The following is a 14,546-nucleotide window of genomic DNA, read 5'->3' on the forward strand; positions in this document are numbered from 1 at the left end:
AATAATGTTTTGTTTATCAGATAAATATAAAAGTAAAAGTTTTAGTGATAACAAAAGACAGTTATCACTAATTGATTCAATAAACAATGAGCAGCGCCAAAATATTTGTAATGCTGCTTATTTAAAGCCAAATTTCTTTTTCGATATTTATTTGTTTTAAAAACAACTGATCGTGTGAAACAACAATCAAAGTTCCCTGATACTCATTAATTGCTGTTGTTAAAATTTCGATATTTTGAATATCTAAATTATTTGTGGGTTCATCCAAAATAATAATTTCAGGAGATTCATTGCTTATCGTTAAACAACATAGCATAAGACGCATTCTTTCGCCACCGCTTAAAGCACTGCATGGTTTATTCCAATCATTTTGAGAGAACAAAAAACGATTTAATCTCATCTTAATTTCATGCTCTTCTAATCCAGAATCATTAAAAAGCTGTGCTTGCTGGTAAATATTTAAATTGCTGTCAAGCAGAGAATAATCCTGATCGATGTAAATTGCTTTTTTACTTAAGGAAGTAAAATTTCCCAGCTTCGGGCGCAGCTCTCCAAGAATAATTTTGATTAAAGTAGTTTTTCCAGAGCCATTTGAACCTTTTAGTACCAATCGCTCTCCAGAAAGTATTTCAAAATTTAGATTTTCTTTCCAAAGTAATTGATTTTCATAGCTGTAATTGATTTCATCGGCTTTAAAAAGTGTTTTTCCTTTATGAAAAGCAGCAGTGTTAAAACCAAATTTCATTTGATCTATAGCCGAAAGTGATGATCGAAGCTCACGCAAGTCATTAGAAATATTATCAATTTTTTCTGCATGAACATCTTTTAATTTCGAACTGCTGTTTTCAGCCTTGTTACGAAGCGTATTCATCATAATCCTGGCAACTCCCGATTTTTCTTGTTTCTTTTTGCCCCTAGAATCTAATTTATTTTGGCGTTCAATAGTTTCGCGTTCTTTTTCCTTGGCTTTTTTGAGTGCTTTTTCTTTGCTCTGGACATCTTGTTCTAAAGTGTTATTTTCAATCTTTTTCTGTTCGTCGTAAAAGTCATAATTCCCGCCATAAACAGAAATCCCATTTTTACTCATTTCTAAAGTTTTATTTAGAATATTCAGCAATGTTCTGTCATGACTTACAACGAGTAAAGCGATAGAAGTAGATCTTATAAAATCATACATCAAGTTTCTACCAGCAAAATCCAAATGATTGCTGGGTTCGTCTAATAAAACCAAATCTGGTTCGTGTATCATAATGCCAGCCAAAAAAACTTTTGTTTTCTGTCCGCCGCTCAAAGTTTCCATTTTCTGGTCAAGGTCTAAATCTTGAAGCTGCCAATACATTAAAGCCTCATTACAGCGTTCTTCAATTGTCCAGTCATCATTTAACAACTCTAAGTTTTCGTCGGTTACAATACCTTCAAGTATTTCTTTAAGTGAAGTTATTTTATCCTTTATGTTTAATGCTTCCGCAATTGTCAAATCATTGAATTGTCCAAATAACTGTGGAACAAAATAAGGTTTAAAATTTTGATTAATTTGCCCTGAAAAGGGGTGAAGATGTCCAGCAATAATTTTTAATAACGTAGATTTTCCAACGCCATTATTTCCGATCAAAGCGGTTTTATCGTGATTGTTTAGAGTAAAACTAATGTTTTGAAACAGCATGTCTTTATTCTCATGCTGATATGAGATATTTTGAAGAATAAGCATAATTCCTTTCTTTTATAGATAAATAAATTAAGTGACCACAAAATGCGGTTACTTACTAAACTTTTCGAAAGAAATTATTTTTCACATACGTTGTACTTATTTAAAGAGATGCAAAGATATTTATTTTAAAGCAAAAAATCAAAAAGCCATTCTCAGATAAAAAGAATGGCTTTTTGTATTGATATAAACTGAAATGCTTAATTTAAATTTTATTGAATGTTAACTTAGCTTCTTTAGCTTCTAAAATTAATTTATCGTCGGTAATTGTGCTTACACAAGGATAAGGCGTACCAACTTCATCTTTAATAACCAGACTAGTTCCTTTTTTTGTTAATGCATAAGTTCCGTCTGTTATTTCTCGAAGTAAAAATCCAGTAACATGACCATCTTCTGTAAAAGTAAGTTCCCCATTGGTTAGAATTACATTTTTAGCAGAATCAGTCATCGGAATTTTGGCTTCGACAGCACTAACTTTCCATGAATTCACTAGTTTATTTCTTTTACTATGACATGAAACCATTAATACAACAGCAATTGCAATTACGAGGGTAAATAATTTAGAGTTTTTCATGATTATGAGGTTAAAAGTTAAACAGGAAAAAGTTACAAAAAAAAATGACATTAAATTATTCGTAATCAAATATTTATAAAGATTTTTTTTTACCTGACATTACGCAAGGCCTTTTCCAGAGATACTTTAATTAAGAGTCAAAGCCCCTAAAATTTCTTCATACATGAATGGACCGCCGGGATAAGTTGCAGTGTAGTCAAGATTCATCCAAACTTGACCGCGTTCGTCTATATGGTAATGCAGTTTCTTGCCGTAGCTTTCTTTTGGAAAAAGAACGTTTTTAATCAAGTAATTCACTTTCTCCAAATCAATCGTAGAACCAATCAAAATCTCTGGATAAATATGTCCTTTTGTATGAATAAGTCGGGGAGTTCCGCCAATAGATCGAATCGCCGCCGCCATCAAAATAGAATGATCATCGCAGTCGCCAGAAAAATAATCTAAAGATTCGCTAGCGGTAGCAATATAATCACCTTCTTTTGGATCGTTAACATAATTCCATCTGCCGTTTATCTCTTTGAAAACTGCAAAACATTGAATAATAGTTCGATAATCTGAATAACCTCTAATTCCTTTAAAATGCTTCGTTGTCGCCATTATAGCAAAATTTCGCACTTTAGGGTTTTGGTATTCTATTGCATTAATAATTTTTGTTTTATTTGGAAAAGGAAGCAGTTTTGCTACAATGATGTCCTGCGGATACGGATTATCAGACATGGTATAAATCATAGAATTATAATCTTCTGAGATTTCGCTAAAACCATAATTCCCAATAACAGTTCCGTAAAACAAAACCAATAAATAAACCGCAATGCACAGAATAATAATAGTTCTGAGATACATCAGCAGAAAAAATATTGCTGTAAAAAGAAAAATAAAGATAAATACACGATCGAGATTGAATGACCATTCTAAATCGATTAAATTTTGATGCAGTATGATGAAAATCGGAATCGTAATCAAAAGACTCAAAATCGAAATAATAATCCTATCCCAAGGTGATTTCACCTGTAGCTTGGATTTTAACTGCGGAAAGTCAATTTTAGGGAATTTCATCATACGAATCAAAAAAGCAGTATTACAGTGCTTTTACGGTTTCTACAAAAATACTTTTTTTATCAATAATTCCCAGATCAAATAATTGATTTTGAATTTTATTAAAGGACTTTTCTGTTAGGTTTTTCTGTGACCATTGTGTTAGTTTCAGCCACTCTTTAATATCTTCAGCTTTTTGGTGAAAAAGTTTAGATAATTTCTCGTCTATTTCTGGAATTTCTTTAAAATCAACCGTTGTTTTGTTGATGATTTCAAGAATTTTCTCTACGATCTTTGGATTCTTTTTCAAGAATTCATCGCGTACCGCAATTACAAATGAAGGCCAAGGAGTAGGGCAGTCGTCAATGCGTCTAAAAATTCCTTGATCTACAAGAGGTTTTGTCATAAAACGTTCCCACATAAAGTAGTCTGCTTTTTTGTTGGTCAGAGCATCAACAGCGCCGTCAATGGTATTTACAATTTCAAATTCTAAATCATCCATTTCCCAGCCTTGCTCATTGGCATTTACATATGCCATTAACTGAGATCCAGAACCAAGTCTTGAGATAGCGGCTTTTTTATTTTTAAGATCTTTTAGGGTTTGATAATCTGATTTTGCAGCAACGTGAATTCCCCAAATTAAAGGCGACTGCACATAAATCTGAACAATCTTACTTGGGTTTCCAGCTGCGATATCTTTTAGAATTCCTTCGGTCAAAATAACAGCTAAATCTGTTTCTCCATCACGAAGCATTTGACACATCTTCCCAGTTCCTTCGGGTACATTTGTCCATTGTAAATCGATGTTCTCTTCTTCAAATTCACCATTTTCTATACATAGATGCCATGGCAAATTGAAGTGTTCCGGAACACCCGCAATTTTGACAGTTTTCATTTATTTTAAGTTTAAGTTAAGTTGCTTGCTTGGTATGCGTATTCTAAAGTTGTTTGTTTAGTTTTTTAATAAATCTGCTCTGTGTTTTTCTGAAAGACAAGGTTCTGCAAATTCGATAATTTCCTGCGACTCGTATTCGTTCAATAGGCTTCTTACCAATGTATAATCAACATCTTTCGCAATTTCTGCTGCAAAAAAAGTTTCGTTCAATCCTTCCGACAAACAATTTATTGCCTTTAATTTTTCGCGGATGATTTCCTTATCAAAACCTTTTTCTAAAATAGCGATCTGTACAATCGAGTTTCCTGAATTTTGTATTGTTTTTCTATGCATAAAACGTTCTTCGGTTTCATCGAATTCTGCATAAAATATATCGTCTGTTGCAATTAATGGACCAAAAAATGGAATATTATCCAGTTTAAAAAGACCTTTTTCCAGATCTATAATTTCCGCCCACATGGTTTCAGAAACTACTTCGTCCAGATAATCGCTATAGTATTTAAATAGTATTTTTTTATGGGTTTCAGACATTATTCTATTTCGTTTATTATGGCTTTTAATGAGGATATTACTATGCGATAACCGTCTGGATCCTGAATCATTTTGCCATTTTCATTCCAATACGGATTAATCGCTGGTATCATTTCAATATTATTGCGTGTAAGTTTATGTATTAAATCGTTGTAATTTGAAATTGTTTTTGGATAAAGTACGATTATATCATCTTCATCAAAGGTATGTTTAGCTTCTATTTCAGACTTTGTAAACTCAAAATGCCAGTCTAAACCTGGCTTTCCTATAAAAATTCCATCGTACTTATTATGTTTTTCAAAACCGTCTAATCGCTCGAAACCTAGAATATTCACATAAAAATCTTCTATTTTTTCTAGATTGTTGGTATGTCTTGCCACTCTCAAAAACATAATTCAGTATTTTTATAATTATCTCATTTCCTAATTTAACGAATTATCCAATTAATTACCAGCCAGCTTATTCAATGTATAACCAATTAATTCATCTACAGCTTTATATGGATCTGCACTAAAAGTTCCCGAAGCACGATTGGCGATAATAGCATTAAGCGACAAAGCACTGTGCCCAAGAAGCGCAGAAAGTCCGTAGATTGCTGCTGTTTCCATCTCTAAATTAGTGATTTTAGTTTCATTAAAACTAAAATTATCCATTTTATTATTCAATTCAGCATCTTGAATATTCAAACGCAAAACTCTTCCCTGCGGACCGTAAAAACCTCCTGCAGTTGCCGTAATTCCTTTAAATATTCTACTAGATTCGATTAATTTTTCTAATTTTTCAGAACATTTTGTTACATAAGGTTTCCCTTTTCTAGGATCCCAATCGGTATGTTTTACAAAAGCATCTTCTATTTCGGTAATCGACACGTCGTCAATTAAATAGGAGCGGAGCATATTATCTAAACCTAAACCAAATTTTGACATCACGAAGCTGTCTACAGGAATATCTGCCTGAAGAGAACCAGAAGTTCCAATTCGGATAATATTTAGTGAAGTTAAGGTTTCTTTTGGCTCACGCGTCTTTAAATCGATATTAACTAGTGCATCTAATTCATTTAAGACGATATCGATATTGTCTGGGCCGATTCCAGTAGAAATTACAGAAATTCTTTTTCCTTTATAAATTCCTGTTTGGGTTTTAAATTCTCTTTTTTGAGTAGAATATTCGATTGAATCGAAAAACTGAGTGATTTTTTCAACTCTATTTTGGTCACCAACAAAAATAATGTCGTGCGCAATATGTTCAGGACGAAGGTTTAAATGATAAACACTTCCGTCTGGATTTACTATTAATTCTGATGATTGGATCATTTTTTCTTTAAGTTGCTAAGGTTCTGAGGTACTAAGTTTTTTTTGTTTCAAGTTTCAAGTTTCAAGTTTCAAGTTTCAAGTTTCAAGTTTCAAGTTTCAGGTTGCCTTGAAGAACTTGGAACCTGAAACTTGAAACTTTTTAGCCACCTACACGTTTGGTTTTAAATCCTTTTTCTTTTAAGATTGCCATAATTTTATCACGGTAATCGCCTTGAATAATAATGGAATCATCTTTAAAGGTGCCGCCAACGCTTAATTTGGTTTTGATTTCTTTGGCTAAGATTTTAAAATCTTCGTCAGAGCCTTCATAACCTTCAATAATCGTTGTTGGTTTTCCTTTTCTTTTTTCAAACTTACAGATCATAGGTTCTTTTTGAACATAGAGAACGTGTTCTTGTTCTTCAACTTGCTCTGGTTCATTTGATTCTACATGATCTGGAAATAAATTCTTTAATTGATCTTTAAAGTCCATAAGTTTTTTATTCTAAAAATAAATCTCAATAAATATAGTTCATAAAAATTAAATTCCAAACTCCAACAGAAGATTGGAATTTGGAATTTTATATTGGAATTTATTTAAGTTTATTTTTTAATTAAACCTAACTCTACTAAACGTTCGTGTAAAAACTCTCCCGCAGAAATATCTTCAAATTTCTTCGGGTTTTCTTCATCAATACAGTTTTCAAGACAATCCAAACGCATATCGCTTACCGGATGCATAAAAAACGGAATTGAATAACGTGAAGTTCCCCATAATTCTCTCGGTGGATTTACCACTTGGTGAATTGTAGATTTTAATTTATTGTTTGTATGTCTTGACAACATATCACCAACATTAATTACCAATTCGTCATCTTCAGCAATGGCATCAATCCATTCACCATTATGATTTTGAACTTGTAACCCTTTACCTTGAGCTCCCATTAATAAAGTAATAAGGTTGATATCACCGTGAGCCGCTGCACGAATAGCGTTTTCTGGCTCAGATGTAATTGGAGGGTAATGGATAGGTCTTAAAATTGAGTTTCCTTCTTTTGCATAGTTATCAAAATAGAATTCGTCAAGACCTAAATGCAAAGCCAAAGCTCTTAATACATAAACACCTGTTTTTTCTAATTTTTGATACGCTTCTTTACCAACCGCGTTAAATCGAGGTAATTCAGTAACTTCCACGTTATCTGGATATTCCGAAGCCCATCTTGAGTCTTTGTCAACGTACTGGCCAAAATGCCAAAATTCTTTTAAATCTCCTTCTTTGCGACCTTTAGCATGTTCTTTTCCAAAAGAAACATAACCTCTTTGTCCGCCGATTCCAGGAATTTCATATTTATGCTTAGTTTCTATTGGCAAGGCGAAAAAGTTTCTAATTTCACCATAAAGTTCGTTTACCAATTGATCATCAAGAAAATGACCTTTTAAGGCTACGAAGCCAATGTTTTCAAATGCACTGCCGATTTCATTTACAAATTTTTGTTTACGTTTCGGGTCGTCCGAAAGGAAATCACGTAAGTCTACACTAGGAATGTTTTGCATACTTTACATTTTATATTTAAGAACAAAAGGTGTCATAAGCACCTTTCGCTAACAAAGGTATAGAATATTTAGAAAATAATATTAAGCTCAGGTATTAAAAGCAGATTTCTGATTAAAAAAATATTTCAGAATTGAATAAAATTAACGCAAATTGTTATATTTGAAACACTAAAAAACAAAAAAGTAAATGATTTTTTACCGACAAAACCTAACCGACGCTCAATTATTAGACCTCTATAAAAAGATATTAAAACCCCGATTAATCGAAGAAAAGATGCTGATCTTGATTCGACAGGGAAAAGTTTCTAAATGGTTCTCCGGAATCGGGCAAGAAGCTATTGCTGTTGGTGTTACGGCTGTTTTAGATCAGTCAGAATATATACTTCCAATGCACCGAAATTTAGGTGTTTTTACTACAAGAGAAATTCCGCTTCATCGTTTATTTTCGCAATGGCAGGGAAAAGCAAATGGTTTTACAAAAGGCCGTGATAGAAGTTTTCACTTTGGAACACAAGAATATAATATTATTGGAATGATTTCGCATCTTGGCCCGCAGTTAGGAATTGCTGACGGAATCGCTTTAGCGGATAAACTTCAAAACAATAAAAAAATTACAGCCGTTTTTACAGGCGAAGGCGCAACAAGCGAGGGAGATTTTCATGAAGCATTGAATATTGCTGCAGTTTGGAAGCTCCCAGTAATGTTTATTATTGAAAATAACGGCTACGGACTTTCAACGCCGACAAATGAACAATATGCCTGCGAAAACCTTGCCGATAAAGGCATTGGCTACGGAATTGAAAGCTGGATTATTGACGGAAATAATATTGTAGAAGTTTATAATAAATTGTCTCAGCTTAAAAAAGAAATGCAGGAAAATCCGCGTCCCGTTTTATTGGAATTTAAAACTTTCAGAATGCGCGGCCATGAAGAGGCGAGCGGCACTAAATATGTTCCTCAAGATTTAATGGATCAGTGGGAACAAAGAGATCCAGTTACCAATTACAGAAAATATTTGACTGAAAATGGTACTCTAACTTCAGAATTAGACGAGCAATTTCACGCCGAAATCAAACAAGAAATTGACGAGAATTGGGCAATGGCAAATGCCGAACCTGAAATTGAAGCAACTTATAGCGGAGAATTAGATGATGTTTATAAACCGTATAAATATGAAGAATATAGCCATAATTCTGAATTAGAAAATATTCGTTTTATAGATGCTATTCGAAATAGTTTAGAGCAATCTATGTGGCGTCATAAAAACCTTGTCATTATGGGACAGGATATCGCTGAATATGGAGGGGCTTTTAAAATTACAGATAATTTTGTTGACGTTTTTGGAAAAGACAGGGTTCGCAATACACCTATTTGTGAAAGTGCTGTTGTTTCGACAGGAATGGGACTTTCTATAAACGGTTATAAAGCAATTGTAGAAATGCAGTTTGCGGATTTTGTTTCAACAGGATTTAATCCGATTGTGAATTTATTGGCAAAATCACATTACCGCTGGGGTGAAAAAGCAGATGTTGTCGTTCGTATGCCTTGCGGAGGCGGAACGCAGGCAGGACCTTTCCATTCGCAGACCAATGAAGCTTGGTTTACCAAAACTCCTGGTTTGAAAGTGGTTTATCCAGCTTTTCCATACGATGCAAAAGGACTTTTAAACACTGCTATTAACGATCCAAATCCGGTCTTGTTTTTTGAACATAAATTATTGTACCGAAGTATTTATCAAGATGTTCCTAAAGATTACTACACGATTCCGTTTGGAAAAGCAGCTGTATTAAAAGAAGGAAACGCAGTTACGATAATCACTTTTGGTGCGCCAGTACACTGGGCTTTAGATACTTTAGCGCAACATCCAGAAATTGATGCCGATTTAATTGATTTAAGAACTTTACAGCCTTTAGATACTGAAACAATTTTTGCTTCTATAAAAAAGACAGGAAAAGCTATTATTTATCAAGAAGACACTATGTTTGGTGGAATCGCAAGTGATATTTCGGCTTTGATTATGGAAAATTGTTTCGAATATTTGGATGCTCCAGTAAAAAGAGTTGCCAGTTTAGATTCTCCAATTCCGTTTACAAAAGCTTTAGAAGATCAATTTTTACCAAGAAATCGTTTTGAAGAAGTTTTACTTGAGCTTTTAAAATATTAAAATAGTGAGAAACTAAGATTCTGAGTTAAAAAACTTAGAATCTTAGCATCTTAGAACCTTAGTATCTTAAATAAGAACCACTAATCTTTTTCCGTCAACAACTTCGGCATTCCACATTTTTTCAATATCTGATAAATTTACTTTTTCGATATTTACTTTTAGTATATTTTTAGAAGCCAAAAGAAACATTTCTGGAAGTATTTCAGAAAATAATAATTTCACTTCATCCTTTGTCCAGCTTCCTAAACCTGATCCTGACAATTGTAAATCAACGCTTCTTAGAATTTGTGCAGATAATTGAATCGTATCTCCAGACATAGAACCAACAGAAACATATCTTGTTTTAGGAGTAAAGTTTCCATTTCCTTTTAAAACTGAAAGAATAAGCTCAGCCGAATGTCCCCATAAATAATCAACAACAATATCAATCGGAGAGTTTTGATGAATTTGTTTTAACTGATTAATAAAAGATTCGTCCTTTTGTTTTAGAGAAACAATCTCGTCAGCACCCAATTCTAAAAGACTTTGAAGTGTTTTTTCGTTTCTTCCAGTAACGATTATTTTCTTTGCTCCATAATGTTTAGCAATCTGTATCGCCATTTGACCTGTAAAACCTGTTGCTCCATTTATCAAAACCGTTTCACCAGGTTTTATTCCGGCTCTAAATCGAAGTGCCATTGCCGAACCTGCAACTGCATTGGGCATTGTTGCGGCCGTCGTATCGTCAATTCCCTCAGGCAATACAACCATTCTGCTTTTTTCTACTAAAGCTTTTTCGGCAATTGTTCCAGAAATTCCGCGCGCATAAACTGTTGTTCCGTTTTCCAAAACTCCAACAGCATCACTGCCGACTACAAATCCGTTTTGATTTTCATTTTCTGAAGAATAATGATCTCCGCTGGCAATTCCTTTGTCTAAATTGGTAATCGCAACTGCTTTAACCGAAATTAAAACCTCGTTTTCATTTGATACAATTGGTTCTGCAAAATCTGCATATTTTGGTAATTCGCCTTTTTTATAAACTACTGCTGCTTTCATAATTATTAAATTTTATGAAGCAAAATTATAGAGTCATTTGTGGACAGACGATAACATTTGTTATCAAATGAAAAGAGCTATTTATTTTGAAGCAGTTTACTTTTTATTCGGCTTAAATGAACAGTACTCACACCCAAATAAGAAGCAATATAATGCTGTGGCACTCTTTGTACTATTTGAGGTTTTTCTTCAATTAAACTAAGATAACGCTGGGCAGGAGAATCTTTTAGAAATGAGAAAAAATGTTTCATATAATCAAATGTTCTCTGAAAAAGCATATTAATTAATCTGTCTCGCAGTTCTGGAATTTCCTTTATTTCTTCAATTATGGTATCAACATCTTCTTTATGAATCCACCATAAAACAGAAGGTTCGATTGTTTCTATAAAAACCGGACTTGGAAATTTTTTCATAAAACTTTCAATAGAAGAAACGCTTTGATTTTCGAAAAAGAACTGCGAAGTCAGATCTTTTCCGTTATGATTGAACCAAACACGAATACAGCCTTTTTCGATAACAAAAAGTTTTTTTGAAATTTCCCCTTCTTCTAAAAGAGTTATTTTGGAAGCAACTTCAATGCGATTGAAATAATTGGTATATTCAATCCATTTTTCATCGGTTACAGGGAATTTATTTCGGAATTGGTCGAACATTTTTTTAATAATAACTATACATCTTTTATTGATTTATTAAATTTTCTGAAACATCTAAATTATACCAGTGATTAAATTGTCTAAGCGCATTTAATATAGTTTGACCTTCATCATTATCAAAGAAAAAAACTTCCTCCTTAACAATTTCTTCTTCAAAATTTTCCATTAATAATTTGTGCAAAATATTGATATCATAATATCTTTTTAAGGATTGAAATGTATCTCTTGCAAAATCATTTTTATAAGGATCAATTCTTGTTGAACTATATATCATTGATGTAAGAGAATATATTATTGTTTTAATAAATTTTGGATTTTCATCTAATAAATTCTTAATATAAACAGTCAGTCCAATAGGATCGCTTTCGTGAAATAGACTTAATAGTAAAAATATCGAATGCTCATACTTTTCAAATAAATTACTATTACATTTTTTAGAATCATCTAGAGCTCTGTCTAAAATTACTTTGTTTAAAAACTTAATTTCATCTATTTTTAGAGTTTTTTCTTCGTCAGATTTCCCAACTTTAAACCATTTAAGTAATTCTTTTGAAAATTCGAATGGCACTTCAGATGATATTGTTTTTTTTGCTACATTAAATCTCTCTGAATAATTTTTATGCGATAATAATAACCTATTTACTAGTACTGCTGCTTGAGATTTTGGATTGTAACCAAGTGAGAAGGTCCCACCCTTCATCCCTTCGAATTTTCCTTGGATTGAACAAACTAATTCTATTAAAACCTTTTTTGTTTCCCATTCTAATGAATCTTCATAAAAACTAATTTTATTTAAATATTCAACTGGATCAATACTGCTAAAAATTTCTTCAGTTTCGTGTAAGATTTGATCATATTCTTTCGTTGAGAGATTTTTAATATAATTTTCAAAATAAACATCTGAGATATCATCTTTTGACACACTATATATGAAGTATTTATAAAAATATTTTGAAGAAGCAATCCTTTTTTCTCTTATCCATAAATCATCTCTATTTCTTAAACTGTAATTTTCCAATCCTTCTTTTATGAACGGAAATAAATGTTTAAGCAATTTTAATATAGCATTTTGTTCATTTTTAGACAAATCTTTCTTTAATTCCTCAAAATTACTTTTTAATTCTTCTATTTTTTCTAAGTTCTTTTTCTCATAAGTAAAATCATAATATGTTTCGATGAAATATTCTGGTGAAGATTTGATAAAGTCATAATATTTTGGATATAAAATTTTAACTCCTTCAAATAGAATTAAATCAGACATATTTACTTCTCCATCAAGAAGAGGAATTAAAAAAGAAAGAGAGTTCACATATCTTATAGCTAACCTCGGGGTTTTAATTCTTAGGAGAAGAAATTGAGAAATTAAACTACCGACATTTTGTTCTTCTTCTCTCCCAAGATCAATTTTATATTCATTCAAAATATAATTTAATAAATCAAATGTGTATTGTAGTAAATCTTTAGGTAAAGCTTGCGGTATCCTCAAAGGAACTTGTATTACTTTTTCTAAAAAATTATGCCCTGAATTATTATCTCCTTTCGCAAATCGTTCGCCAATAGAAGAAGCAACCATTTCATCATCAAACGAAAGAATATAATAGGTCTTTGTAAAATCGCCAGTTAATTTTATCAATTTAAATAGTGAGAATAATTCTTGCTTATCTAATCTGTCAATATCATCAATTATTACAACAATTTTTTTATCATAACTCGCTAAAAAATCATTCACTCTTTTCTTTAAGTCTTCAAGTTGCGTATCAGATAAATTTTCTCCAATTTTAGATAAATCTAGATTTACAACACTTCCAACACTTCCGTACTTTTTAAAAAACTGACCTAGCTTTTCTGTTTTATTATTTAATTCAAAATCTAACTTTTCCGATAAATTTTTAAAAAAATTCAGTATTAAAGTATCTTCATCTTTAAAACGCCAAGGATTGAATTTAATTACTAAAATATCATCTGCTAATTTTAAATCATTTTCTATCATATTCAACACAGATGATTTTCCTTCTCCCCAAAGTCCATACAATCCAACTACTATCCCTTCATCACTACTCCGTTTAATGATTGTTTCAGATATTCTTCTAGAAAATTTAAATCTATTAAACCTGTCATATTTTTTCTCAATAATTGGTTTGTCTGAGTTATATATTTGATTCATTTAAATTGTAAATACATTAAAAAAAAATAAATTATTCTAAAATTTCTAATTATCCGATTCCACTTCAAACAGCTGCACTTGATTTTTCAAACGATCTATTAACAAATTCATCATTCTTTTATTTAAACTTGAAGAATTTTGAATATAAGTATCATACTCTTGAATGGTAAAAAGCGCCATTACAATTCCTTTTAACGAATTTCTGAACTTAATATCTTTTTGAATTGAATTTTCAATTGCCTGTAATTTCTTTTCGACGGAATACGAATAAAAATCGGGTTTGTTTTTATTCACATAATTTATAAAAACCGCTACAAAAAGGTCGTTTTGAAGCTTTAAAATAGGTCGAATGGTTTGATTTTGAAAGATCTCATCTGGAGAAGATTGAGCACTTACAGTTCCTAAAGTTTCGCCTCTGAATTCTTTTAAAAAAGTGTCTCTATCTGCCATGTTTTTTCTTTAAAGTTAAATAAATAATCCCACAGTAAAAACCTATTTTTGTTTTTTATAAAATAAAAATATGCGATTATTTCTATTTCTGAGCTTACTGCTAGTCTCCTGCAATTCAAAAGAAGATAAAGATAAATACAATCATGCCTTTTATCGTGCTATAAACAATAAAGATACCGCAGTTTTAGATATTCATATGAATGACAAACGTTTTTATGGACGATATGAAATTTCGCGTTACGGATATGGAAAAGATTCTGGTGACGTAAGAGGTGATCTTAAAGGCGATACACTTCGAGGCGATTATCATTATATTTCTTTTGGCGGAAGCTGGAAAAGAGTTCCACTGGCACTTTTAAAGAAGGATAACAAACTTTACTTAGGAAAAGGTGTTATCGGAACTTACTTCAATCTTCCCTGTTTTGTACCTGGAGTTCCAATTGAGTACAATAACTCAGAGTTTATTTTTGAGAGAATAGAGGAGTAGGGGA

At 32.0% G+C, this 14,546-nt stretch carries 15 protein-coding genes; 2 read left to right on the forward strand and 13 right to left on the reverse strand.

What is annotated here, in order from left to right; genetic code table 11:
- Positions 1-121: 121 nt before the first annotated feature.
- The 9 genes from abc-f to EDB96_RS13160 all read right to left on the reverse strand — a co-directional run bounded on the left by abc-f (position 122) and on the right by EDB96_RS13160 (position 7,586).
- Positions 122-1,708, reverse strand: coding sequence for a ribosomal protection-like ABC-F family protein (gene abc-f, locus EDB96_RS13120; protein ID WP_134141276.1), 1,587 nt, complete (start codon positions 1,706-1,708; stop codon positions 122-124).
- Between the two features lie 202 nt (positions 1,709-1,910).
- On the reverse strand, positions 1,911-2,279 hold the full coding sequence (locus EDB96_RS13125; protein WP_241774379.1) for a hypothetical protein: 369 nt from the start codon (positions 2,277-2,279) through the stop codon (positions 1,911-1,913).
- A gap of 126 nt (positions 2,280-2,405) precedes the next feature.
- The gene (locus tag EDB96_RS13130) at positions 2,406-3,338 is read right to left on the reverse strand and encodes a hypothetical protein (RefSeq protein WP_057117959.1); all 933 of its coding nucleotides are present in this window, start codon (positions 3,336-3,338) and stop codon (positions 2,406-2,408) included.
- Between the two features lie 19 nt (positions 3,339-3,357).
- Positions 3,358-4,209, reverse strand: coding sequence for a substrate-binding domain-containing protein (locus tag EDB96_RS13135; protein ID WP_134141278.1), 852 nt, complete (start codon positions 4,207-4,209; stop codon positions 3,358-3,360).
- Positions 4,210-4,266: 57 nt separating this feature from the next.
- Positions 4,267-4,740: a DUF4265 domain-containing protein gene (locus EDB96_RS13140; RefSeq protein ID WP_057117961.1), complete on the reverse strand. Its 474-nt coding sequence runs from the start codon at positions 4,738-4,740 to the stop codon at positions 4,267-4,269.
- Positions 4,740-5,132, reverse strand: a complete 393-nt coding sequence (locus EDB96_RS13145; protein WP_134141279.1) for a VOC family protein — start codon at positions 5,130-5,132, stop codon at positions 4,740-4,742. Before EDB96_RS13145 ends, EDB96_RS13140 begins: the two co-directional genes overlap by 1 nt.
- 51 nt (positions 5,133-5,183) lie before the next feature.
- The gene (locus EDB96_RS13150) at positions 5,184-6,053 is read right to left on the reverse strand and encodes a nucleoside phosphorylase (RefSeq protein ID WP_134141281.1); all 870 of its coding nucleotides are present in this window, start codon (positions 6,051-6,053) and stop codon (positions 5,184-5,186) included.
- 139 nt (positions 6,054-6,192) lie between these two features.
- The gene (locus EDB96_RS13155; protein WP_057117964.1) at positions 6,193-6,525 is read right to left on the reverse strand and encodes a translation initiation factor; all 333 of its coding nucleotides are present in this window, start codon (positions 6,523-6,525) and stop codon (positions 6,193-6,195) included.
- A gap of 110 nt (positions 6,526-6,635) precedes the next feature.
- The gene (locus EDB96_RS13160; RefSeq protein ID WP_057117965.1) at positions 6,636-7,586 is read right to left on the reverse strand and encodes an isopenicillin N synthase family dioxygenase; all 951 of its coding nucleotides are present in this window, start codon (positions 7,584-7,586) and stop codon (positions 6,636-6,638) included.
- 187 nt (positions 7,587-7,773) lie between these two features.
- On the opposite strand from EDB96_RS13160, the gene EDB96_RS13165 reads away from it, so the two are divergent.
- Entirely contained in the window at positions 7,774-9,750 is a 1,977-nt protein-coding gene (locus EDB96_RS13165; protein ID WP_134141282.1) for a thiamine pyrophosphate-dependent enzyme, read from the forward strand.
- 66 nt (positions 9,751-9,816) lie between these two features.
- Here the strand turns inward: EDB96_RS13165 and EDB96_RS13170 are convergent, their stop codons facing one another.
- The 4 genes from EDB96_RS13170 to EDB96_RS13185 all read right to left on the reverse strand — a co-directional run bounded on the left by EDB96_RS13170 (position 9,817) and on the right by EDB96_RS13185 (position 14,055).
- A complete protein-coding gene (locus tag EDB96_RS13170) occupies positions 9,817-10,788 on the reverse strand; it encodes a zinc-binding alcohol dehydrogenase family protein (protein ID WP_134141284.1) in 972 nt (323 codons plus the stop codon).
- 77 nt (positions 10,789-10,865) lie between these two features.
- Entirely contained in the window at positions 10,866-11,441 is a 576-nt protein-coding gene (locus tag EDB96_RS13175) for a Crp/Fnr family transcriptional regulator (protein ID WP_134141285.1), read from the reverse strand.
- Positions 11,442-11,466: 25 nt separating this feature from the next.
- Positions 11,467-13,605 (reverse strand): P-loop NTPase fold protein, encoded by a 2,139-nt coding sequence (locus EDB96_RS13180; RefSeq protein WP_134141287.1) that lies wholly within the window; start codon positions 13,603-13,605, stop codon positions 11,467-11,469.
- A 45-nt stretch (positions 13,606-13,650) separates the two neighbouring features.
- Entirely contained in the window at positions 13,651-14,055 is a 405-nt protein-coding gene (locus EDB96_RS13185; RefSeq protein WP_134141288.1) for a glyoxalase, read from the reverse strand.
- A gap of 70 nt (positions 14,056-14,125) precedes the next feature.
- Between EDB96_RS13185 and EDB96_RS13190 the strand changes: the two genes are divergently transcribed.
- Positions 14,126-14,542, forward strand: coding sequence for a hypothetical protein (locus tag EDB96_RS13190; protein ID WP_134141289.1), 417 nt, complete (start codon positions 14,126-14,128; stop codon positions 14,540-14,542).
- The last annotated feature ends 4 nt before the right edge of the window (positions 14,543-14,546 follow it).

The organism is Flavobacterium sp. S87F.05.LMB.W.Kidney.N, from assembly GCF_004366435.1.
In the GTDB taxonomy this organism is placed as follows: Bacteria; Bacteroidota; Bacteroidia; order Flavobacteriales; family Flavobacteriaceae; genus Flavobacterium.